This window comes from Haloarcula salina (assembly GCF_049603855.1).
Classification (GTDB): Archaea; Halobacteriota; Halobacteria; order Halobacteriales; family Haloarculaceae; genus Haloarcula; species Haloarcula salina_A.
This window is the reverse complement of sequence record NZ_CP187146.1, coordinates 2840389-2861168: the sequence shown is the minus strand read 5'-3', so window position 1 is coordinate 2861168 and position 20780 is coordinate 2840389. Positions and strand designations below refer to the sequence as shown.

The following is a 20780-nucleotide window of genomic DNA, read 5'->3' as shown; positions in this document are numbered from 1 at the left end:
AACTGATCCACTGGACCGTCAGCCCCGCAGTTTCTCTCGCAGCCGTCGCTCGTCGACGTGGTACTTGAACGCTGGCGAGCCGTCGACGAAGACGTACGGGACGCGCTCGCCGTACTCATCGCGCAGTTCGGGGTCAGCGTCCACGTCGACGAGGTCGAGCGCCACGGCGACGCCCTCGTCGTCAGCGACCCGCTCGATGGTCTCGACGGCCTCCTCACAGAGGTGACAGTCCTCGCGCGTGTAGACGGTGACCGGCACGTCGCTCATCGCCGGGGCCTACGCGGCCGGCGACCAAAGGCCCTGCCGTCGCCGATGGGTTTCAGTGTCTCGCGCCACAACCGGAGGTATGACGGACTGGACTGCCGCCGACATGCCCTCCATGACGGACCGGACGGTCGTCGTGACGGGCGCGAACAGCGGACTCGGACTCGAAGGCTCGAAGGCGTTCGCCCGGCAGGGCGCGACCGTGGTGATGGCCTGCCGGAGCGTCGACCGCGGCGAGGCGGCCGCCGACGAGATACGGGCGGCGGTGGCCGACGCGTCGCTCGACGTGCGCGAGTGCGACCTCGGGGACCTCGACAGCGTGGCGTCGTTCGCCGACGGCCTCCGCGACGACTACGACGCCGTCGACGTGCTGTGTAACAACGCCGGCGTGATGGCGATTCCCCGGAGCGAGACCGAGGACGGCTTCGAGACGCAGTTCGGCGTCAACCACCTCGGGCACTTCGCGCTGACCGGCCGCCTGCTGGACCTGCTCGACGCAGCCGACGAGAAGGCCCGAATCGTCACGCAGTCCAGCGGCCTCCACGAGCGCGGCGAGATCGACTTCGAGGACCTGCAGTCCGAGGCGTCCTACGACCGGTGGGACGCCTACGCCCAGAGCAAGCTCGCGAACCTCCTCTTCGCCTACGAACTCCAGCGGCGACTGGAGCGCTACGGGTGGGACGACGTGGTGAGCGTCGCCTGCCACCCCGGGTACGCAGACACCGACCTCCAGTTCCGCGGGCCGCGCGAGACGGGGTCGACGGCCCGGGCAGTTGCCATGCGCGTCGCCAACGCGGTGTTCGCCCAGTCCGCCGAGCGAGGCGCGCTCCCGATGCTCTACGCCGCGACGGCCGACGACGTCTCCGGCGGCGAGTACGTCGGTCCCGGCGGCCTGTTCGGAATGCGCGGCGCGCCGGAGTTCCAGGAATCGAGTCCGGCCTCCACCGACGAGGGAGCCGCAGAGCGCCTCTGGACGGTCTCGGCCGACCTCACCGGCGTCGAGTACGACTTCGGCGAGGAACCGGTGGTCGACGCGACGGCGGACGCCGACGGGTCGGGCGGCTCGACCGGTCGCCGAGTCGCCACGGTCGCTGTCGCCGGCGGGGCCGCGCTGGTGATCGGCCGCTGGCTCGCTCGCCGACGCCACGGCGACGGGAACTGACGCCCGCGTTCCGTCGCGACCTCCGATACGGCTGACGCTTGCCGCACCTTTTCCTATGGGGCCGTCGAACCCCGTCGGTACATGCAGACAGTGCAACTCGCCGTCAGGTTGCTCGCCGGACTGGCCCTCATCCTCGCCAACGGCTTCTTCGTCGCCATCGAGTTCGCCCTGACCAGGGCCAGACAGTACTCGGAGTCGGAGTTCGACGAACCCGGCCTGCGGCGGGCCTGGGAGATGACCGACGACCTCGAGATCTACCTGACGAGCTGTCAGGTGGGCATCACCGCCTCCAGCATCGCCGTCGGGATCGTCGCCGAGCCGGCGCTGGCGGCCATCTTCGAGCCGTACTTCAAGTCCTCCGGACTGGCGGGCGTCGGGGCCGGCGCGGCCATCGCCTTCCTCATCATCAACCTCGTCCACCTGACCCACGGCGAGCAGACGCCGACGTACCTCGGCGTCGAACGCGCGAAGTTCGTCTGTCGGTACGGCGCGACCCCGCTGTACTACTTCGCGCTGCTCATCTCGCCGATCATCAAGGTCGGTGACGGCGTCGCGAAGTGGACGCTGGGCCTGTTCGGCGTCGAGATGTCCGGCGCGTGGCTGGAGACCGAGGTCGACTCCTTCGAGTCCCGCGCGGAACTGCGAAACGAACTCGGCTCGGTCCTCGACCGCGGCGACCTCTCGGAGGAACGCCGCGAGGAGGTGCTCGCCGCCTTCCAGGTGGGCGACCGCCCCGTCGAGGAGGTGATGGTCCCCCGCGAGGACATCGTCGCCCTGTCGACGACCGACGACGACGAGACCAACGCCACGCGCATCGCCGAGACGCCCCACACCCGCTATCCGCTCGTCGGCGAGGACTTCGAGGACTTCCTGGGGATCGTCTACATCCCCGCGCTCGTCGACGAGCGCGAGGAACAGGACGGGTCGGGCGGCCTGCTCGACGGCATCGACCTCGAAGCCGTCGCCTCGCCGCCGATGACGCTGGCCGCTGACACCAGCGTCAGCGACGCCATCGACCAGTTCCAGGCCGAGAGCCAGGAGGTCGCGCTGGTGATGCGAGACGGCGAGGTGGTCGGGCTGGTGACGGTCACCGACCTGCTCGAAGAAGTCGTCGGCGACATCCAGGACCCGATGGACGCCGAGGCCGGCGTCGACTGACGCTGAAAGCATTTACCGCTCGCCCGGAAACCGACGACCATGCCCTCCCGCCGGACCGTCCTCGGTGCCGTTGCCTGTACGCTCGTGACCGGCTGTTCCGGACTTAGTGACGACCCCTCGACGGAAGCCACGGCGACAGCGACGCCAGCCCCGGTCGTGCTGTCACCGGCCGATGCCGCGGCCGTACCCGAAACGGCGACCGTTGGCGTCTTTTCGGAAGCAGCCGACGACCTCGAAGCGGCCACCCGCGACGCTTCGGGGGATGTGACGGCCCACGAGTGGGCGCATGTGCTTCGCGACTTCGACTGCTTCGCGTTTGAGGGCACGACGTACGCGGTCGTTGAGCGGGCCAGCGGACTTGGTGGATACGTCAACCAGTACAGCGTGACTGAGGTCGACGGGCCCGGGAACAAGTCGACGGTTCGCGTGGCCGACCTCCCGGACAGCGACCGCCGCGCCGCCGTCGACGCGATAGCATCAGGTGAGCACCGGTACGACTCCGATGAGGGCGGCTTCGAACCCACGAAATCGGTGTACGTCTACAACGGGTCGTACTACACGTTCACGCTGGAAGTCACCGGTGACAAGCCAGCCGAAGTAACGTATGTGGTCGAGGAGACGGACGACGACCGGTGTGTGGCGCTCGAACCGCTGTCGGTCGATGATGCCCAGGTCGAGACGCTTGATACGGCGCTCCAGTCCGACGGGGAGTCGACTGTCACTGGCAGTCTGGCTCGGACACTCGCGGACTCGGGTGTGGGGTTCGTCCTTCGGAGCGGTTCCTGTTACGAACTGTCCGTTCCGACCGACCGAACCGAGTCCTGAGACGGCTATCGCGGCGGCGTGTAGAGGTTCAGCGTCTCCAGGGGCTCGTCGCCGTCGTTCTCGATGCCATGGCGCTCGCCGGCCTCGATGCGGACGAGGTCGCCGGCGTCGAGTCGCTGCTCTTCGCCGTCGACGGTCGCGACGCCGCTCCCACGGACGACGAACAGCCACTGGTCGCTGTCGGCGTGATAGTTCTCCGGGCCGCCGACCGCCCGTCCCGGTTCGACGGTCATCTCAGCGACCTGCGCCTCGTCGGTCTCCATGACGACCTCGAAGTAGCGGTCGAAGTCCAGGTGCGCGCGTTCCATACGTGTCAGTCCGCTCGCGACACCGAATCGCTTTCGGCGACGGCCAGTTTCGGCCGGCCTCGGTGACCGCTGGCCGTCTCAGTCACCGCCGGCCAGCCACCCGACCCGGCCGGCGAGTCTGGCGGCGACCCCCTCGAAGTGGGCGGTGCTCCAGACCGCGACGATGACCGCGCCGAGCGTGTTGAACACGAGGTCGTTCACGATGTCGCTCGTCCCGTACTGGGCGAGCACCGCTTCGCCGCCGACCGTCAACGCGAGGCCGCCGCTTGCGAACTCCAGTACCTCCCAGGCCACGCCGACCGCGAGGACGAACAGGACGAGGAAGGTCGCCCGGAACTTCGGGTTGAAGCCGACGGCGGTGGAGTGCCGTTCCACGCCTCTGGCGATCGCGTAGCCCATCCCCGCCACCAGCGTCGCCGAGACGGTGTGCGTCAGGCTGTCGTACCAGCCGACCGACTGGTACAGTTCGAACGCGCCGACCGCGTGTAGCGTCGCCGCCAGCGTGATCCACACCGCGAGTCCGGTGTCCATCGCGTAGCCGTACTCCCGGCGGAGCAGGGCCGGCAGGAAAGTGATGGCGAGCGGGCCGGCGCTGTTGACGAACAGCGTCGTGTTCCCCCGAACGAGCGCGAGGGCGGCGATCGCAGCCAGGACGGCCTGCATCGCCCGGACGGCGATCCGGTGGTGCTGGCCGCCCTCGGGGCGGGACGCTCCCGCCCGGTCCGTCGCCGACCTGTCCGGCTCAGCGACGCGCAGTCGGGCGATCCGCTCCGACCGCTCGAAGTAAAGTTCGAACACGATGCCGGCGGCGACGCCGGCGGTCGTCGCGGTGACGAGGTCCCACATCAACTCGGTCTGTCCGTCGAGGAACGCGGTCCCGAAGAGGGCGTCGGCCGCGTAGATGCCGACCGCCCACACGCCCGCGAACGCCATCGTCACGACGACGACGAACACCGTCGCAAAGCGCGGTGTCATCTCCAGTGACGTAAACGAGTCGAGGGCGACGGCGACCAGCAGGGCGAGCCCGCCGACCGCGAGAAACGGCGTGACCTGCGGCAGGCCACCCAGCAAGCGCACCGCCACCGGCAGCGCCACCAGTCCGAGCAGCTCCGCGGGAAACGTCCGTTCGAGGTCCCGGGTCGCAAGCGGGACGGTGACCGACACCGCGGCGAGGAGTGCTGCGAGTATCGCCCAGTCCCAGTCGCCAGCGACGGCGAACCGTCCGACGCCAGCGACGAACAGTCCCGTAACCACCCATGCGAGGAGTGCGTCTAGCCGACGGCGTCCGATGAGAGACCGTAGCGAGACCATTGCTACCCGGTGGTACTCACGGGTGCGTAATGAAGGCACGGCGCGCACCGGCCGGATGCGGCACCACGCCCCCGTGTCGTCGCCTTTCGGGGCCTGCGTCACGCGACCGACCGACGGGTGTCTGACGAGGATATATTTCGCTGGGCGCCATACTCCCCGCTATTCAATGGACGAAGCGTTTCTCGACCTCGAATCGGTCGATGTCGAACTAGACGAGGAGTTGCTCGAAGCGATCGACGAGAAGGCGTTCGCCGACCACCGCGACAACCGCGACGCGGCGATCCGCGACCTGCTCGACGAGTGGCTGAAAGAGCGAGCCGCGGCCGAGGCCGCGGACGAGAGCGCGGACGCTGGCGACGAGTCGGCGTGAGCGGCCCGCTGCCGATTCGACCTACACGCTGACCGTCTCGCCGAGCTCGGGCGCGTCCGCGTCGTAGCCGTCTTCTCGGAGGGTCGACGCGAACGCGTCACAGCGGTCGCCGTGGGCGACCAGGATCGGCACGTCTCGGTAGCTGTCGAGGAATTCGAACAGCCCGTCACGGTCGGCGTGTGCCGAGAAATCGTACTGTTCGACCTGCGCGCTGACGGGCATGATCCGACCGTCGATCTCGGCGCTGCCCGTCTCCAGCAGGTCCCGCCCCGGCGTCCCCTCGACCTGATAGCCCGTCATCGTGATCTTGTTCGTCGGGTTCGCGCGGATCGCGGGGATGTACGTCATCGCCGGACCGCCCGAGAGCATCGGAAACGAAGATGTACAAGTAGTCTACCGGCGATCGTGATCCCACCCTGTTACCCGATTCGCCGGTTACGTTCGAGAGTCGCGACAGTATCTTGCGTAGTTGTCGAGTCCCTCCTCAACGATGCCGAGTCGGTAACTGACGAGGTCTCAGTTGCGTATGGTGTGGCTATATGTCCGTGTCTCCTCGGCGGCATTCGTGTCAGCGACGAACTTGCGTGGTCCGTCAGGGGTATCCACCCCGTATTCGTTACTCACTGTTCGCTCGGTAACGTACCGAGTATACTTACTATTTCACCGGCATTCTACACCGGTTGATTAGCGTACGGACCTATCCGCGGAAGCGAGCTCTCTCCCAACCCACTCTTACCAGTCCGCCTCGAGCGCCGACTTGGTGAACTCCTCCGATTCGGGGAACCACTTGTTCCCGTCGTGGTATGCGTAGTCGAGCCGCTCGAGTTCCCACAGGATCTGGCCGACCCGGCCGCGCTCGGATCCTGGATTGTCCGGATCAAATTCATTGAACGGAGAGTCCTCGAACTGGTTCGCCGCCCGGTGGATCACCCGTCGCGCTCGCCCCCGGTTCTGCACCAGGGCGCGGAACACGTACCGGTGCTCGTCGGACGGAAGGTCGTCCAGCACTTCCTCGTAGGATTGGGTCTCCAACTCCTCGTCGGCGGGTTCCTCCTCTGATTCGTCCTGGTCTTCGAGGGCCGCACCATCGCCATGCAGCTGTTCTCCAACAAACTCCCGGACCGCGACCGGAACCTCATCGTCTTCCTCTATCGTGATCGTTATCTCGGTCTTCATGGAGATGATCTATATTGTCTTTGGAACACTATCGTCTTAACCCTTTTCTAGAGATTATCTAGATATTCTCAGGATAGACGAGATTATCTCTGAGATGATCGCTACGATGGCGTCGTCCCACTCCGTCTGCCTCGTCCCGCTCTCAGCCCGCTCGACGCCGGCATCGGTGTATTCGCCGACCGACGACTATCGCCCACTATCCACGGTGTTCCGCTGCTGTCCGGCCTTATCGGCCTCCTCGGTCAACCGCTGCATCTACTCGCCGATCCCGTCGAACTCCTGCTCCTAGAACGGGAATGGCTCGAACACGTCGCGATCATCATAGATTTCGAAATCTGATGAATACACGCTCTCTATTCAGCACGCCACTCCTGTCGAGCCCAGAGGGTTTCAACAGAGCCAGCTACTCTGATTGCTGCCGCTCTCTACGACTGAAGCCTTTACTCATGGTCCGGATAGACGATTTCCATCGGCAAGCCTTCACTATCAGTTTGACCGCCTAGGACCTCAAATCCGCGTTCAGAACACAGACGTGCAGCAGCGACAAGCGAGAGTGCATCGACAACATCATCGAGCATTCCCACACCGATTCGTCGCTTCCAAGCAGCCTTCGACCTGATCTCCTCCTCCAGTCCTTCGAAGGCATTCCGATACGAGGGAGACACGGTTTCTAAGATCGATAACCGTCTCTCCATGCCCTCGGCATCGCTCTTGTCGGACATGACCGACTCAGATTTTGAGAGAGTAGCGAAGCAGACCTCTGGATGGCTCTCTCGAACGGAGACTTCTGGTGTTGATTCGCGCATGAAGAGGTCAACTTCGTGAATCCGCTCCATGATACCCCACGTCTGTGGGCCAATATCCTCACCTACGACTTTGAGATTCTTCTCACGGGCGCTCTCGTAGGTCGCAGCTTGTACTGCTTGGCGTGCTGGCACATCGAAAACCGATGCTTTCCGAGACGGGTGAACGAGTTCGCGGGCTGCTTCGTCACAGTCCCTGGGACTCATATTCGAGTCACCGGGAAGTCCAATTGGGATGTCTATGAGGAGTAGGTCAGCGTCGTCATGTCTGTCGCACACTGCCTGAAAAGACGGTTCAGTCGCAAAACTGAGTGTCCCATCATGTTCCTCGACAGTAACCCATCTTTTCCCACCCCAGTCCACACCGACGAAGGTACCCATACAAGTCGGATTCTCGTCTAGGTTGATTACTCAAATGGTCTCCACAGAGCCGACTTCAGGCGCAGTTGCCTCAAAGCCGGCCTCCTGAAGTTCAGTAGCAAAGCGCTCGCAACGGTCACCGTGGTTTATCAGGATGGGTGAATCTTCGTACGGGTCGAGAAACTCAAAGAGTCCATTGCGGTCAGCGTGTGCTGAAAAGTCATACTGCTCTACCTTGGCGCTGACCGGCATTACGCGCCCGTCAATCTCAGCGCTACCTGTCTCTACGAGGTCTCGCCCCGGCGTCCCCTCAACTTGATAGCCCGTCATCGTGACCTTGTTCGTCGGGTTCGACCGAATTTCAGGGATATAGGTCATAGCGGGGCCACCAGACAGCATTCCACTGGTAGTGATGATCGCTGCTTTCTGGTCTGTAATTCGCTTCCGCTGGCCGTTCCGCCCGGTGACGAACCGGGCGTGAGATTTTGCTCGTCGAAACGCGTCTTCATCCCGAACGAACTCGGGATACTGCTGGAGCATCTCTGTTACTTGCTTTCCCATTCCGTCGACGTAACAGGGAATGTCGTAGGCGTCACAGATGAGCATCATCTCTTGCGTTCGTCCGATCGCAAATGCAGGAACGACGACCGTCCCTCCCTCCCAGAGCGTTGTCTTAACGCTCTCGGCGAATCGTTTCTCAACCTCGGTTCGATTTTCGTGCTCGACGTCGGAGTAGGTACTCTCGCAGATGACAACGTCGGCGTCAGGTCGTGCGGTGGTTCCCGAGACCAGACGCTGATCGTCAGTGTGGAAATCTCCGGTGTAGAGAAGTCGTGTTTCTCCGTCGTCGACGAGCACGTGAGCGCTTCCGGGAATGTGTCCTGCATTGTAGAACGTCACGTCGTAGCCGGCATCTTCGAAGCTTTCCTGGTACCCGTGCGTTCTCGAGACCTGTGTAACACGTTTGAGGTCGGTTTCGGTGAAGGGGCAGTTGTAGGATCCTCCGTGCAGTTTGAGTGTATCCCGTGCGAGAGTCAGCGCCAACTCGTACGTCGGTGGCGTCCAATGAATCGGTGGCCGTGAGTCACCGGAAAGCAGAGACGGTATCGTACCGACGTGGTCGAGGTGCCCGTGTGAAACAACGACTGCATCTGGTTTCGGTGTTTCTACCGGAAACTGAGGGGGATTGTCCGTCAGCATCCCGAAATCAAGTAAAAGAGAATTGTCCACGAGAAGGGCACTTCGGCCGACCTCGCGAGCACCTCCGAGAAACTGAATATCCATTACCGGAGTTACGCTGACCGAACGCTTTTCTTCGTCGGTTCGCAGTGACAACTGCTCGATCTACCTCAATCACAAGCGATGTTCGAACTTCAAGCGCTCACTCAGTTGTGGCGTTTCGCTTGAGGTTTCGTCCACGGGGAATTCGAGGGTCCGATCCACGAGTACCATGTCTTCTCTGTCAGCAAGCTTTAGAACGGGAGAGATGTCCGGTATCTCTTCTCTGGACCCGGCGGACCAGCGAATGACTACAACCGGATCGTCAAACAGTTCGTCCAGCGGTCGTTCCCGATCGAAAAGGGGGCTGTTTGCGACCTCGAATCGGTCGAATATGCCATCGATGGTGGAAACGAATTCTTTAATTCCCATGTTGACGGACGCTCACGATTGAAAATCTGGTCTGAAGTCAGTAGAGCGCATTTGGATCAGTGACATCAGAAAACACTGAACCACCACTCTCTCGGAGAGCGGAGACCGCATCGTCTGAGAGGTCGTCCTCTGATACCACGACAGAACCATATAACATATCGTTTGAGTTGTCGAGGGCATCACAGCCATCCTCTTGAAAGATCGATGCAGGATAGCGGACGGGGCCGAGTTCGACTACCGTCTTTGTCCCTCGCTTGCGTCGGGTTGCACCGGTAGATCGTGTCCCGATTAGAACGACCGGATCGTCGATGTTGATTCCGAACTCGTCCACATCAAGGTGGACATCCGACAACTCGTAGAGTCCGACAGGCGTCGCAAGCATCAGCGACCTCCGAAGTGCCTGTCGTAGAGTTCGTCGACAGCTGTAGCTATCTCAAGGTACGCTTCGAGATGGGCCCCTGGTCCGATCTTGTTGTAACCTGTGTCGGCCTCGATAACGTCGGCAGACTTTAAAACGGGTAGGAAAATATCCAACATCAGCCCCCTCAGCACCGATGCACTGATTTCCCGGTCAAATTCCTCGTCAAGGAGTGTCGCACGAGTGAGTTCCTCGAGCGATAGCGGCTCATCGGCATCCGCAAGAACTCGTAGGATGATCCGGTGTTCGGTATCGCCCAAGACGGAGTATATCTTCGCCTTTGGATAATCGTACTGTCGCCCGTCGGGGGTTGGTGATTGCGTTACCTGTGTCATTGTCAGTGATTGTAGTGGAGTATCGAAATCGATCCTCTACTACTGTTAGTAGGTGAAATGGAATTAACAGCGGCGCCCACAGTCCCCAATCGACTGCATACCGATCCTATACCTCGCAACGATACAATAACGCCGTTCCGAAATCTGGTGGCGTCAACAGAACTCGATCACCTTCGAACAAGACTCTGAGAGACGTGCTTACTCACTGTTGAGCTACAAAATAGTAAAATAGAGATCATGTATGTCTCCAGTGTTTCCTATCGAGATCCCCTCCACTGGATTGGAAATGATAAAAATCTATTATTTGTTCTATTATGGTATACAAGTTCCATTTTTTATAATTTGGGACGGGCCTAGTCTCCCGATTTTGTTATCCCTGTGTGCAGATTGTGTGCAAAACAATAACGTAGCTGATGGAAAATACGGGCAGACCTTCAGTCTATATTACTATTTCATACGAGAATAAGTCATATCACCATTCTTATTTGGGAATCAAGACTCTGTCTGTCGGTTTTCAACCTAGTGTGGGCAAGTTGCACACAAAAATATCATCCCGAGAAGGTATACTAACTGGCGGATGGAATATCCAACTCGAATAAGAAGAAAAGAATTCAAATATACTGTCTTAGGACCCATTCGTCGCTTAGAATCTTTGAGATTGATCCCGGACAAATAGGGAAAATCCTCTCACGCTTTCTATAGCCTGTTACCACAGTTTCCTGTTCTTAGAAGAGCGGTACCACAGGTACCACCCGGCGTGAGGGTGGGATAGAGTCCACAAGTTACCCGGGTCTCACGCCATTAAGGCAGTACCAGAGCTCAAGGTTCGTGGTGGTGGTGGTGTTCAGACGCCAGATGGCTCATTCTCAGATGACCTACGACCGCAACTTTATCAGTATTCTATCATAGCTTGGGAGTGTCTGATTCAACTGAAGCATATATTCACGTCCGTACAAATACAAATCCGTTTAAGCCGTCTCGAGAACCCTGCCATGCAAGACCGATTGAGGCTTTTCAGACGTTGGCTGAGGGGGTGCTCAGGTTTTTACCGGACGATAAGTGACATCATGGTAGAACAGATGAGTCACGCAAATCAAGTCGATAGAAAGGTCCTCAACAGGCTGGAATCTGCGGCTGAGCGAGTTGCAAGGGGTGATGCCCACCCAGCACACCTGCGTCAGCCCGCCGCTCAATATCTCTCGCGAGCACATGTACCGTCGGCAATCATGACTGCGAGGTCTCTCGGTCGGGTGTCTTTCGGCCGTAAACACGCGCACAAACCGGGTATCGTGGTGTTCGTTCCAGAAGATAGGGTCGAACTGGACGAGTTGCAGAGGCTCAATCGAGTAGATACGTTAACTCCGAAAGCGATAGGGGTGTACGAGACCCTCGGAGCCGCAGATTTCGGAAAAGTTGAACACGTCGCAGAGGCAATCGCTGAGAACGTACCGGGCGAAATAGCAGTCGCAGAAGATATGGAATTGAGTAATGGGGAGAGAATATGCAATCACATCCTACCGGGTATAATCCTCGCTCTTGAACACCTGAACCATGCGAATCTTCGCTGGCGTGGGCCTGGGTCAGAAGGTAGGGTCCAGATCGACGAGACTCTTGAGGGTGTTCGCGGGTTCGCCGCTTGGATTCCCCCATCATGCCTACCTTCCGATGCGACACTGGAAGACATCGCCCACGCCTGCGGTGCTGAAAAACAAGCTCGATCGTTAGCGCTGGACGGACTGGATGTCTAGTGACTGCGTTTGGTGTCCTGCGCTGTCGTTAGATCCGGGGATCGTTGCGAACTAACTGCTCTACTGCTGCCCCGAACTCTGGACCGGGACAGATCGTATTGTCCTCGAACCTGACGACATCGTGTTTCGCGAGGCGGGGAAGATGACGTCGGCGCAGCGTCTGTCGAACGTCGTCGTAATCCGGATCTTGATCCGAGAATTCATCGATATGGTCTCGAATATTCTGCGCAAGGGCTTTGAGCGACATCTCCCTGTTCGGAGCAGCTAATACTTGCAGTACGACGTGCTGGCGACGAGGGTTAGTCCACAATTTGGCCCTCTCCGAGATCACCACAGCACTATCGTCGAAATGTTGGCGCCCCTCTCTAAACGGCTTGGTGCCGTGTTGTTCGTCTTCATCATCAGACGTCATCGAGGGTCCTCCTCTCTGGTTGTCTTCTGATTACGATGCGTCCAGCGAGCGTAGGATTCAGAACGCGTGGGAACGTATCGGATCATGCGGTCGGGTTGGTCTGACCGCATCGAGGTCAGAGCACCCACGCTAGGCCCGTGGGTGTATCGCCTCTTTCGAGGCGGCCCTGTACTCGACGCGGTCGAGTAGTTTTGAGGGGAAGAAACCCCATAACTAGTTGGATGTTCGCTCAGTCCTCGGCGTTTTCATTCACATCGACTCTTGAACGAACTCGGGAGTGACCATCTCTTGGTTCTCCTCAACAGCAGCATCTAACACTCGGCTACAGATAGCGAGTGCTTGGCGGACATTACCCTGCGAACGTTGTAGAATCTCGTCCAACCCTTCATCAGTAAACGGGGCTATCGAAGAACCCTCGTTCGATCCGTTACGCTCTCGTCTGAGGTAGTTCGACACAAGATCGTTCAGATGGTCGTTCGTGAGAGGCTTCAGAGCCACTTCCTCGCCGATGCGCTCAGAGAACGCGTGATACTCGCTCATGACATCCTGCCAGACTTCGGGAGCACAGCCGAACAGCATGCAGAGGCCCGAACTGTTCTGGTCCATCAGGTGTCGGATGCTGTTGAGCGTCGCCTGCTCGTCCTTGGGAGAGAGCCTTGCGATGCTCTCGAACTCGTCGACGAAGACGAAAATACCGGTATAGCCGAGTTCGAGCAGCATATTTTTGAGTGCAGTGAAGGCCCGAACACCCATCGTGTCGTCGTCGAGTGCGCTGTGAATTTCCATCTCCTTGCGCTGTTCGTATCGAATCCCTTCTGCGGTGAGCCACTGCCATGCGTAGAGATTCGTGTCTTCGTACACCATGTGGATGATGGCACGCGCAAAGTCGGCGAACTTCGTCACATCGCTGAGGCGGCGAATTGCCTCGGGGACAATTTCCGAGAGCAGCACGTCGCCGTCGTCTATCAGCGACTCCATCGCACTAGCACCGATAGGGTTCGCCTCGGTGACATCTCTCGCCACCGATGCAAGGAACTCGTACGCGAGCTCTTGGAGTCGGTTGAAGCCCAGATCGTAGATGAATTCGTGGTAGATGTCGAGAAATCCTTCGCCAGGCTGGGCAACGTATCCTACGACGACGTCATCGCGGTCGCGGAGGAGTGAACGGGTATACTTGAGCGTGTGTGACTTTCCGTTGCCGTACTTCCCCGTGACTACCAGGTGCTTGGACTTGCCGGTAGAGAGCATCGACGAGACTGTCGAGCTAATCTTATCCGAGACGTGCTGCTGGCCACAGTATATCTCGGGATCTTCGGAAGGTACTGGACTGTACGGAAAGGGGTTCGCGTTCAAGTCGTACTGTGAGTAGTCTTGCTGCTCGTCGGTGATCGTGAATGCGTCGGACATTATGTAGCCTCCTGTGTGTATTCGATGTCGCGGTCGTGCACCGCGAGGTAGTAGTATTTCTTACCGTACTGTTCGACACCGGCCATGACCTGCTGAGTGGACTGCGAAGTGCTAACTAAACCGTCCTCTTCGGAGAGCGCAATACGCTTGATACCGAGGGCGGCATCCTTTGCAGCCGTATCCATCGGTGCCCCCGATAGCTCGAGTTTACCGACATTCTGTTGGCAGAGATCGAGCAGCGCTTGGTTGAAATCATCACGAGTGCAGCCGAGTCGTTCACAAGTCTCCTCGCGGAGACGTGGAATCGACAGGTAGCGCTGGCGCAGGTCGACGCCCGCTCTTTCTTCGAGGTCGTCGTACACGCCCAAGAGCAGGTAGTGGAAGTTAGTGGGTATCGCCGCCTGATCTGTCAAGTAGTAGTTTCCCGTGAACGCGTTTCGTTGGACCCGAACCAGCCGCTCAGCCCAATCACCGAGCACCTCCACACTCGTTTGGTTATACGAATATGGGCTGAATTCTCGAGCCTCTTCTAACTGAGCCAGGAGTGTGTCTAAACCAGCGTTTTCGAGGTCTCCGAGAACCTCGATGAAGGTTCCGTAATGTGGGCTTCGTGTCTCGAGGATTGTGCTCACTTGATGCCAATCTTCGTCACGAATCGCACTGAGGAACGACAAACCAACATCAGTCGTCGTGTAGACTGGTTCCTCGCCAGAGTTATCTTCCTCGAGCAAGGAGATGCGCTTCGCTTCGAGGATCGTTTCACGCGCACGGCGGTGACTGACGTCCAATTCGTCTTCGAGATCCTCAGTGGACCTGCTAACTCCTTCACAGGCGTGGGTCAGTTCAGCCATCCGGCTGAGAGTGACTGGCCTTACAGTCGGCCTCTCGTCGCTCATGTGAGCCTCCGCACCTGTTGCTTGGCGGTTTCGTATGCGCGCTTGGTAACCTCGTTCCCACTGAAGCGCAAGTCGAGATACTCCTCGATGTCTCGACCAGATTCGGCGACATACCGGAAGCGACGCAGTTCGGTCGCAAGTGCCCAGAGGTTATGCTGGGTCAGGGCAGTTCGGTCTTCACGAATCTCGTCAAGTTCCCTTTGTCCACACACTGGGCAGGGACAGGGGAGCCTGTCTAATTCCTCAATATTCCGCAGTTCTTCCCCACCAAAGCCCGGAATCAAGTAGTTCCGGTTGCCTGCACTGCGGATGAAGGCCGAAGAGTCGAAACTGTCGACCCCCAAGTAGAGCAGAAGTGGTTGATAGACGAGACCCCCGAGCCCGTACACGTGCAGGTGCTTGTCTGTCGCGTTTCGTGCAGATAGTATAAGTTTTGTTACTTTTTTATAATCGGTTCGTATCGGAACCATACTTCCGAGGGCATACCCATCGAATTCGCCGTTCTTCTCCAGGTATTGTATGTTATTCCGAATCGTCTCTGGATCGTAACCGTGGACACTCGCGAAGAGAAGTCCATCTCCATCGTGGTGGTCGCTCGCTTTGAGTGCGTACTCGATGCTTTGGTCGATTCGTCGTTGATTTTCTGCTGCCCGGTTGTCCTTTGAGAGAGGAATGTCGACTGTACCGAGGATGTCCGCGTCCAATTGACTCTGGGTCTCAAGCGTTTTTACTGGGGTAGTGTCCACTTCTTCGTTGGCGAAATCGAACCCACCACTGTCCGCAAAAACGATAGTGTCCTCGGGGACGTCCATTTCCTCTCGTAACGTTACACCATTCGATATTCTCTGCCACATTGGGTCTCGGTTGCGGATTGACCTCGCGTTGATCATCGCTGCCGAGAACTCTGGAATCGTGCCGACGTACGTCGGTGTATTGTCACTCGACCGCTTCCCGATGTTTCGGACGGGAAAGAGAACAGGGGTGTCTAGTTCCCCTCGGGGGAGGTCGAGTTTCCGGCGTCGATACAACATGCCTCCCGCTCGGATAGGCTGTCCTCTTATTTAGTGAATGGGGCGATATGATCTAATCACTCATCTGAAACATATCCTCGGAACAGGAGAACAATTCTTAGGATCGAAAGAACACGGATGATTCCATCTGGTAGTGGAAGATCACTCAGACTCGAATTCCGCTTGTGGTGGTACTTCCTCTACTCGTCGACATAGTTCTTCGATAGTTTCCGGGCGAAGAGTATCGACGCTGTCGATGTATCGAGCGAAGTTCTTCATATAGTGTCCCTTGAGTCCGACAACGATCGTGCCATGTTCTTTTGCGTCTTCTGTCCGGGCGGGGATGGATTCGATATTGTCAAACTGGTCTTCGACAAGTTCACGGTTGAACACCACACCAATCCGGTCGGAACGCACTTCCTGAACCATTTCGTCGATGTCGATACTGGTGTAGTAGTCCTTCCCGAGGGTAAAGAAGACGACATCGTAGTCGGCCTCTTGGAGGAGGCGTCGTAGGTCTTTTTGAATGTCGAGTTTCGCAGATCGCTCTCTAATATCGCTAACGTTCATCGAACTGAACGTTACCTCGTAGGGTGGGAGATACTCGTCTTCTGCGACAAGGCCAAATCCTGCACTCACGAAGTAGCGGTCGATGTCGTGGCCTTGTCGCATGAGCCATCTAACTGCATTCTTGACGTGGTTTTGCTGGCGTCCAGTGTACAGGTCGCGTGCCGCGATACCTGGCACATTATCACGAGCGAGGAGGTCTTCGCGAGAGAACTGAAGAGTTTCCTCTTCACCGAAGATGGGTGCGTCGTCTGGTATCTCCTTCGATCCTGAACATTGGTCGATGACAAGGATGTTCAATCCGTTCTTGGTATCGATCTCAGGTGGATGAGGCACGAAGTCGTCACTGGCGGCATAGTTCTGCCCGCAGACCTCGAGTATTTGATCCCGCAACTCTCGGGGGTTGCTATTGGTGTGAACCTTGCAACCGTTTTCACGAGCAGCCGCTACGGCGTCTTCGTCAAGTTCGCCGTCCAGTGTGTGTACGAAGAGGTGTTGGTACCTCGCTGCTTGTTCGCCGACGTTTGCTGCCATACGATCTGGGGCGAACGAGACGAGCGACGGGGTTTCTTCCCACCACTCACTCACGCCGTTCGCATCTAGTACACCAATCTCTGCGACCGGAAGGTCGTGTGTCTGGGTCCAGAATGAGGGGTGTTTGTCGCGCAGATAGTCTTCAACAGTTTCGTAGCCACTGAGGGCCGCATCACCCTGGGTCGCGACGAGGATCTTCGGAAGGTCTTCTTCGAATTCATCGTAGAAGCGTCGTGTGTTGTGGAACCCTCGTCTCCTATTCCGATCGTTCCCCCGGAAGATGCAAACCTCGATACCGTGCTCTCTACAGATCGGACAGTCACATTTCTCCCAGGGACGACTTCGAAGGGTGTCTTGATACTCTTGGAGCAGGTCGTCGTCACCGATCCAAGTAGCGTAATCCCTGACAATCGCCCAGACTCGGTCATAGTCACTGACGACATACGGCTCGTCCAAAACGGTCTTCGCGTGTGGGAACGCCTCAAATACGTCTACCGCCGTGCTAAGCAGTTTGTCGTATTCCTCGAACGGTACTGGGGCAGCCGAGGTATCTTTCCGCAGGAGTTTGACTAGCTTACTACGTAGATTATCGCTGAAGCTTGCCTGAAGCTCACGGCCATACTCGAAATCCTCTCGGAACGCCCTTTCTATGTCCTGTAGGAGTGACTCGTCGTACTGGTCCTCGTGGCGGTGTTCCCGCAGGTATTCTCTCGTCGCTGGTAGTACCTTCTCGGCCCGCTCGTACCAACTCTCGAGAGCATCACGAATCGAATCTCCTGCATCGTATGCTCGGAGGGCCACCAGTGTTTCACGACCGCGTAGGGATTTCTCGACAGCTTCGTCGAGATCGTCTCGGCTCGATGGATAGCGAACTCGAATGGCATCGTAGCGTTCGCCGTTATCAAGACGATAGTTCTGCCCACCCGTCCACGCCGAACGAAGCATACTGGCGCTGTCGAAACTAGTCATCCCCGAGCGACCGATCGTCTCGAACGCCTCAGTCTTCGCGAAGCCGAAGACGTGTGAGTCGATACGTGTGTTGTGTTCCCGTTCGAACTGCTTGATCGTCTTTCCGACCCTCTTAACGATTCCACGGACGTCGTGAGTTGGACTACCTGCAACGCCCCCAATTCCGAGGTAGTCGTAGCCAATATCAAGCACCTCCTCAGCGGCCTTACTGTATGTTGCGGGGTTCCAGCCCTGAATGGCAACCATCAGTCGGAACGGGTAGTCACGACGCTGGTAGAGGTCATACATCTCTTGGGCGTTCCGCAGCGTCAGGTCGTAGCGGAACTCGGCGTCGTGTTTACGATAGACCGCACGTGGATCCTCTGCGAGACGACCTAGAACTGTGTCAATATCTCCTTGGAAGTCCTCTGCAACAAACGACTCAACATCTGTGCCGGAACCGGTACGAATCGTCGGCTCATACTCGTCGACGTATGAGGGCCATTTTTCCGGCCATTCATCGACCATTACGTCGACGACATCGGCGATGGCATCAGGGACATCGCTTTTGCTGAGTTCTTCGTCGAACGCTCGTTCATCAAGGTAGAGTCGCCCCTTGTCCTTGCCCGACCCGAGGACGAGATGGTCGATGGTGACGCCGACAGTGACGTCCAGCGTTTCGTAGAAGTCAAGCATATCTTGGTTCCCGTACGGCGGGAAGGGGAGTGATTTGTAGCCCCAAGCCCCGCAGTCACTAATCGTGGGCAGCCAATTTGGGACAGAAAGAACCGGGTCGTCGTAGACGCCGTGTTTTGCGAGTCGTTCGGCCTTACGATCCGTTTCTTCAACCTGCTCCCGGGAGATGAGAACCCCATCGACTGGCGTTGTTTCCGGGTCGAAAATGTCCCATATGTAATCCAAATCGCGTTCTTGACGGTCCAGCGTAGAGAGTTCGTCGTGCTCAAAATCGTAGTGGGCGTCGACTGCGTCGTCCCACTCGGGAACGTAGAACCGCACGTTAGATAGTCACCAGTAGTACCGATGGGTGGGCATCCTATAAATCCGTTTGAAGTACCTCCCTCAGAGGTATGCTGGTAAATGACATTCTCTAACCGAAGTCCGACAATGTCGGGCCTGTGTGGACCTGTATAGAATCCCAATGGTCTGGGAACTCTGCCTCAACTTGCTCAAGGACACTGTCGCCATTACTTGTCAATACGTAACTGTTTGAGCGAATCTTCGCGAATCCCAAGTGAACTAGCCACTTGTAGTGGACTTTTGCACGCGGCACCCAGGAACTCTCACTATCGACACCGGGATAGAGATGATCGATTCGCTCTGCGAGTCTCTGTGCTGCCGGTGAGTCTTGTGTTACGGGAACGGTCTCGACAGAAAGTTGGTGGAGAACCGCCAGCATTGGCAGACGGTGTTCGTGATAAATAACCATCCAGAGGAGAGCCTGCTCACGACGTGAGAGAGAATCCTTCACCCCGATACCTAGCGTTGCTCTTGGTCGACTCTGCTGCATAGCGGGTTCATACGCTTCGGCCAGCCATCGACCTCGGTCAGTCAGCTCACCGCCTTCCAATAGTTCGAGTAGGTGCAGAAGTCGAGTCACGTGCTGAAATTTTCTGGCCCCTACGACACCTCTGTTTAGAGCTAAGGTCCTCAAATCCTCGCTCGGCTCACGATGCCGTAGCTCAAGCAACTCGCAAGCTAGCGGAAGATCATCCCAATCCGGTTGGATTGTCTCTATGTACCTAACTGACGAGATTTCCGCCACTTTTGGTATTAATATGGCAACTACAATATAAATTTCCCAGTGATTTGACCATCTGGGAGTATGCTACCGATAATACTTAGTGAATACTGCGAGAGCCTGTTTAATATGCACTCCGACCCGGAATCGATCTCTAATCTCGCTGAGTGCGATGAGCGGATGCTAGTCGTAGGAAAGGACAACCCGATTCGCATCAGCACAGGCCATAGATTGCTTCACCATGATGGCAAGTGTAGTCGGCCGCACGGTCATAACTACGAAATTTCGGTAGAGATAACGGGGGCGCTTACTGAGGAAGGTTGGGTCGTTGACAAAGGAAATATTACACGGGTAATATCGGAATGGGACCACCGATTTCTTCTCGAACAGGGGGACCCTCTCATTGAGGCCTTCGAGAAAAGCGGAGACAGTGATTCACTCATCGTTCTCGAACACCCTCCGACCGCAGAAGTGATGAGTCTCCTCCTAGAGCAGAAACTCTCCGAGGCGCTCCCTGACTCGGTCTCGGACGTTTCGGTGACTGTTCGAGAGACATCGGAACTCTGTGCCGGGGGAACTCACTAATGCCCGTCAGTTCCACTGCCGACGATCAAACAGCGGATGATGTCGACGGCGCAGCGCTGCCGATCAACGAACTCTTTTATTCGCTTCAGGGCGAAGGCAAACTCACAGGAACCCCGTCGGTATTCGTACGTACGAGCGGCTGTAATCTCCGATGTTGGTTCTGTGACTCTTACCACACCTCCTGGGAGCCCACCCACGGTACCATGAGCATCGACGACATCCTCGAGGAGATCCAGTCACACGGCGACGCTGATCACGTCGTCCTCACTGGTGGTGAACCGCTCATCCATGACAAAGCGGTCACTCTCCTCGAGCGCCTCGACGATCTCGGCTACCACACCACCGTTGAAACCAATGGTACCATCCATCGCGACGCACCGATCGACCTAGCAAGCATTAGCCCGAAACTCGCATCTAGTACACCTACTGCCGAGAAGGACCCCAAGGGAGACGGCGAGTGGGCAGATCGTCACGAGGACCGCCGCACCGACTTCGATGCACTCGGTGCGCTTGTCGACGACTACGACACTCAACTCAAGTTCGTCGTCACTGGTCCCGACGACTTGCCCGAGATTGAATCCCTCCTCGCCGACATCCGCTCGACAGCAGCAAGTCGCATTCCAGACTCTGACGTGCTACTGATGCCGGAGGGGACGACCCGGGATGAACTCGACGCAAGACGAAATGAGGTTGCTGACCTCGCAATGGAATACGGCTACCGGTACACGCCGCGGTTACATGTCGATTTGTGGAACGACGCTCCCGAAACATAAC

General features: G+C 58.0%; 21 protein-coding genes and 1 pseudogene. 7 read left to right on the top strand and 15 right to left on the bottom strand.

All coding sequences use genetic code 11. The annotated features are described in order from the left end of the window. Positions 1–18: 18 nt before the first annotated feature. On the bottom strand, positions 19–267 hold the full coding sequence (locus tag ACOZ4I_RS14480; protein WP_424000740.1) for a glutaredoxin family protein: 249 nt from the start codon (positions 265–267) through the stop codon (positions 19–21). Positions 268–346: 79 nt separating this feature from the next. On the opposite strand from ACOZ4I_RS14480, the gene ACOZ4I_RS14475 reads away from it, so the two are divergent. From ACOZ4I_RS14475 to ACOZ4I_RS14465, 3 genes are all read left to right on the top strand, one after another. Beyond that, positions 347–1426 carry an oxidoreductase gene (locus ACOZ4I_RS14475; RefSeq protein WP_424000738.1) on the top strand — a complete coding sequence of 360 codons (1080 nt, stop codon included), beginning with the start codon at positions 347–349 and terminating at the stop codon, positions 1424–1426. An 81-nt stretch (positions 1427–1507) separates the two neighbouring features. Continuing rightward, positions 1508–2584 carry a CNNM domain-containing protein gene (locus tag ACOZ4I_RS14470; RefSeq protein WP_424000736.1) on the top strand — a complete coding sequence of 359 codons (1077 nt, stop codon included), beginning with the start codon at positions 1508–1510 and terminating at the stop codon, positions 2582–2584. 39 nt (positions 2585–2623) lie between these two features. Further along, positions 2624–3409 carry a hypothetical protein gene (locus tag ACOZ4I_RS14465; RefSeq protein WP_424000734.1) on the top strand — a complete coding sequence of 262 codons (786 nt, stop codon included), beginning with the start codon at positions 2624–2626 and terminating at the stop codon, positions 3407–3409. Positions 3410–3414: 5 nt separating this feature from the next. Here ACOZ4I_RS14465 and ACOZ4I_RS14460 read toward each other — a convergent pair whose 3' ends face one another. Further along, positions 3415–3717: a cupin domain-containing protein gene (locus ACOZ4I_RS14460; protein WP_424000732.1), complete on the bottom strand. Its 303-nt coding sequence runs from the start codon at positions 3715–3717 to the stop codon at positions 3415–3417. Between the two features lie 78 nt (positions 3718–3795). Next, positions 3796–4971, bottom strand: a complete 1176-nt coding sequence (locus ACOZ4I_RS14455; RefSeq protein ID WP_424000730.1) for a hypothetical protein — start codon at positions 4969–4971, stop codon at positions 3796–3798. Between the two features lie 223 nt (positions 4972–5194). Here ACOZ4I_RS14455 and ACOZ4I_RS14450 point away from each other — a divergent pair, with 223 nt between their 5' ends. Further along, positions 5195–5398, top strand: a complete 204-nt coding sequence (locus ACOZ4I_RS14450; RefSeq protein ID WP_424000728.1) for a ribbon-helix-helix protein, CopG family — start codon at positions 5195–5197, stop codon at positions 5396–5398. Positions 5399–5419: 21 nt separating this feature from the next. Here the strand turns inward: ACOZ4I_RS14450 and ACOZ4I_RS14445 are convergent. The 7 genes and pseudogenes from ACOZ4I_RS14445 to ACOZ4I_RS14415 all read right to left on the bottom strand — a co-directional run. Beyond that, a pseudogene (locus ACOZ4I_RS14445) lies at positions 5420–5767 on the bottom strand (MBL fold metallo-hydrolase RNA specificity domain-containing protein); the annotation flags it as partial. Positions 5768–6130: 363 nt separating this feature from the next. Further along, positions 6131–6574 carry a hypothetical protein gene (locus ACOZ4I_RS14440; protein ID WP_424000726.1) on the bottom strand — a complete coding sequence of 148 codons (444 nt, stop codon included), beginning with the start codon at positions 6572–6574 and terminating at the stop codon, positions 6131–6133. A gap of 440 nt (positions 6575–7014) precedes the next feature. Then, positions 7015–7758 (bottom strand): DUF429 domain-containing protein, encoded by a 744-nt coding sequence (locus ACOZ4I_RS14435; protein ID WP_424000724.1) that lies wholly within the window; start codon positions 7756–7758, stop codon positions 7015–7017. A 30-nt stretch (positions 7759–7788) separates the two neighbouring features. After that, complete coding sequence (locus ACOZ4I_RS14430; RefSeq protein WP_424000722.1) at positions 7789–9021, bottom strand: MBL fold metallo-hydrolase; 1233 nt, start codon at positions 9019–9021, stop codon at positions 7789–7791. 69 nt (positions 9022–9090) lie between these two features. Next, on the bottom strand, positions 9091–9387 hold the full coding sequence (locus ACOZ4I_RS14425) for a hypothetical protein (RefSeq protein ID WP_424000720.1): 297 nt from the start codon (positions 9385–9387) through the stop codon (positions 9091–9093). 37 nt (positions 9388–9424) lie between these two features. Beyond that, positions 9425–9769: a hypothetical protein gene (locus tag ACOZ4I_RS14420; protein WP_424000718.1), complete on the bottom strand. Its 345-nt coding sequence runs from the start codon at positions 9767–9769 to the stop codon at positions 9425–9427. After that, positions 9769–10140 carry a hypothetical protein gene (locus tag ACOZ4I_RS14415; protein ID WP_424000716.1) on the bottom strand — a complete coding sequence of 124 codons (372 nt, stop codon included), beginning with the start codon at positions 10138–10140 and terminating at the stop codon, positions 9769–9771. Before ACOZ4I_RS14415 ends, ACOZ4I_RS14420 begins: the two co-directional genes overlap by 1 nt. Positions 10141–11432: 1292 nt before the next feature. Between ACOZ4I_RS14415 and ACOZ4I_RS14410 the strand changes: the two genes are divergently transcribed. Beyond that, positions 11433–11888 carry a hypothetical protein gene (locus ACOZ4I_RS14410; RefSeq protein ID WP_424000714.1) on the top strand — a complete coding sequence of 152 codons (456 nt, stop codon included), beginning with the start codon at positions 11433–11435 and terminating at the stop codon, positions 11886–11888. A 28-nt stretch (positions 11889–11916) separates the two neighbouring features. Here ACOZ4I_RS14410 and ACOZ4I_RS14405 read toward each other — a convergent pair whose 3' ends face one another. The 5 genes from ACOZ4I_RS14405 to ACOZ4I_RS14385 all read right to left on the bottom strand — a co-directional run bounded on the left by ACOZ4I_RS14405 (position 11917) and on the right by ACOZ4I_RS14385 (position 18679). After that, complete coding sequence (locus ACOZ4I_RS14405) at positions 11917–12300, bottom strand: DUF7344 domain-containing protein (protein ID WP_049914304.1); 384 nt, start codon at positions 12298–12300, stop codon at positions 11917–11919. Between the two features lie 249 nt (positions 12301–12549). Beyond that, a complete protein-coding gene (locus ACOZ4I_RS14400) occupies positions 12550–13707 on the bottom strand; it encodes a BREX system ATP-binding domain-containing protein (protein ID WP_424000712.1) in 1158 nt (385 codons plus the stop codon). Continuing rightward, a complete protein-coding gene (locus ACOZ4I_RS14395) occupies positions 13707–14603 on the bottom strand; it encodes a hypothetical protein (protein WP_424000710.1) in 897 nt (298 codons plus the stop codon). The genes ACOZ4I_RS14400 and ACOZ4I_RS14395 overlap by 1 nt, the downstream gene beginning before the upstream one ends. Next, the gene (locus tag ACOZ4I_RS14390; RefSeq protein ID WP_083870249.1) at positions 14600–15634 is read right to left on the bottom strand and encodes a tRNA-guanine transglycosylase; all 1035 of its coding nucleotides are present in this window, start codon (positions 15632–15634) and stop codon (positions 14600–14602) included. The genes ACOZ4I_RS14395 and ACOZ4I_RS14390 overlap by 4 nt, the downstream gene beginning before the upstream one ends. A gap of 141 nt (positions 15635–15775) precedes the next feature. Next, entirely contained in the window at positions 15776–18679 is a 2904-nt protein-coding gene (locus ACOZ4I_RS14385; protein WP_424000708.1) for a DUF6884 domain-containing protein, read from the bottom strand. An 871-nt stretch (positions 18680–19550) separates the two neighbouring features. On the opposite strand from ACOZ4I_RS14385, the gene ACOZ4I_RS14380 reads away from it, so the two are divergent. Both ACOZ4I_RS14380 and ACOZ4I_RS14375 read left to right on the top strand, forming a co-directional pair. Continuing rightward, positions 19551–20006 (top strand): 6-pyruvoyl trahydropterin synthase family protein, encoded by a 456-nt coding sequence (locus ACOZ4I_RS14380; RefSeq protein ID WP_424000706.1) that lies wholly within the window; start codon positions 19551–19553, stop codon positions 20004–20006. Further along, a complete protein-coding gene (locus ACOZ4I_RS14375) occupies positions 20006–20779 on the top strand; it encodes a 7-carboxy-7-deazaguanine synthase QueE (protein WP_424000704.1) in 774 nt (257 codons plus the stop codon). Before ACOZ4I_RS14380 ends, ACOZ4I_RS14375 begins: the two co-directional genes overlap by 1 nt. Position 20780: the final 1 nt, after the last annotated feature.

Excerpts from the sequence above, each read along its gene's own strand:
- ACOZ4I_RS14425 (WP_424000720.1), bottom strand. The coding sequence starts at position 9,387 with ATGGGAATTAAAGAATTCGTTTCCACCATCGATGGCATATTCGACCGA.
- ACOZ4I_RS14470 (WP_424000736.1), top strand. The coding sequence starts at position 1,508 with ATGCAGACAGTGCAACTCGCCGTCAGGTTGCTCGCCGGACTGGCCCTC.
- ACOZ4I_RS14480 (WP_424000740.1), bottom strand. The coding sequence starts at position 267 with ATGAGCGACGTGCCGGTCACCGTCTACACGCGCGAGGACTGTCACCTC.
- ACOZ4I_RS14460 (WP_424000732.1), bottom strand. The coding sequence starts at position 3,717 with ATGGAACGCGCGCACCTGGACTTCGACCGCTACTTCGAGGTCGTCATG.
- ACOZ4I_RS14475 (WP_424000738.1), top strand. The coding sequence starts at position 347 with ATGACGGACTGGACTGCCGCCGACATGCCCTCCATGACGGACCGGACG.
- ACOZ4I_RS14435 (WP_424000724.1), bottom strand. The coding sequence starts at position 7,758 with ATGGGTACCTTCGTCGGTGTGGACTGGGGTGGGAAAAGATGGGTTACT.
- ACOZ4I_RS14400 (WP_424000712.1), bottom strand. The coding sequence starts at position 13,707 with ATGTCCGACGCATTCACGATCACCGACGAGCAGCAAGACTACTCACAG.
- ACOZ4I_RS14405 (WP_049914304.1), bottom strand. The coding sequence starts at position 12,300 with ATGACGTCTGATGATGAAGACGAACAACACGGCACCAAGCCGTTTAGA.
- ACOZ4I_RS14395 (WP_424000710.1), bottom strand. The coding sequence starts at position 14,603 with ATGAGCGACGAGAGGCCGACTGTAAGGCCAGTCACTCTCAGCCGGATG.
- ACOZ4I_RS14465 (WP_424000734.1), top strand. The coding sequence starts at position 2,624 with ATGCCCTCCCGCCGGACCGTCCTCGGTGCCGTTGCCTGTACGCTCGTG.
- ACOZ4I_RS14430 (WP_424000722.1), bottom strand. The coding sequence starts at position 9,021 with ATGGATATTCAGTTTCTCGGAGGTGCTCGCGAGGTCGGCCGAAGTGCC.
- ACOZ4I_RS14415 (WP_424000716.1), bottom strand. The coding sequence starts at position 10,140 with ATGACACAGGTAACGCAATCACCAACCCCCGACGGGCGACAGTACGAT.
- ACOZ4I_RS14420 (WP_424000718.1), bottom strand. The coding sequence starts at position 9,769 with ATGCTTGCGACGCCTGTCGGACTCTACGAGTTGTCGGATGTCCACCTT.
- ACOZ4I_RS14380 (WP_424000706.1), top strand. The coding sequence starts at position 19,551 with ATGCACTCCGACCCGGAATCGATCTCTAATCTCGCTGAGTGCGATGAG.
- ACOZ4I_RS14375 (WP_424000704.1), top strand. The coding sequence starts at position 20,006 with ATGCCCGTCAGTTCCACTGCCGACGATCAAACAGCGGATGATGTCGAC.
- ACOZ4I_RS14450 (WP_424000728.1), top strand. The coding sequence starts at position 5,195 with ATGGACGAAGCGTTTCTCGACCTCGAATCGGTCGATGTCGAACTAGAC.
- ACOZ4I_RS14440 (WP_424000726.1), bottom strand. The coding sequence starts at position 6,574 with ATGAAGACCGAGATAACGATCACGATAGAGGAAGACGATGAGGTTCCG.
- ACOZ4I_RS14390 (WP_083870249.1), bottom strand. The coding sequence starts at position 15,634 with ATGTTGTATCGACGCCGGAAACTCGACCTCCCCCGAGGGGAACTAGAC.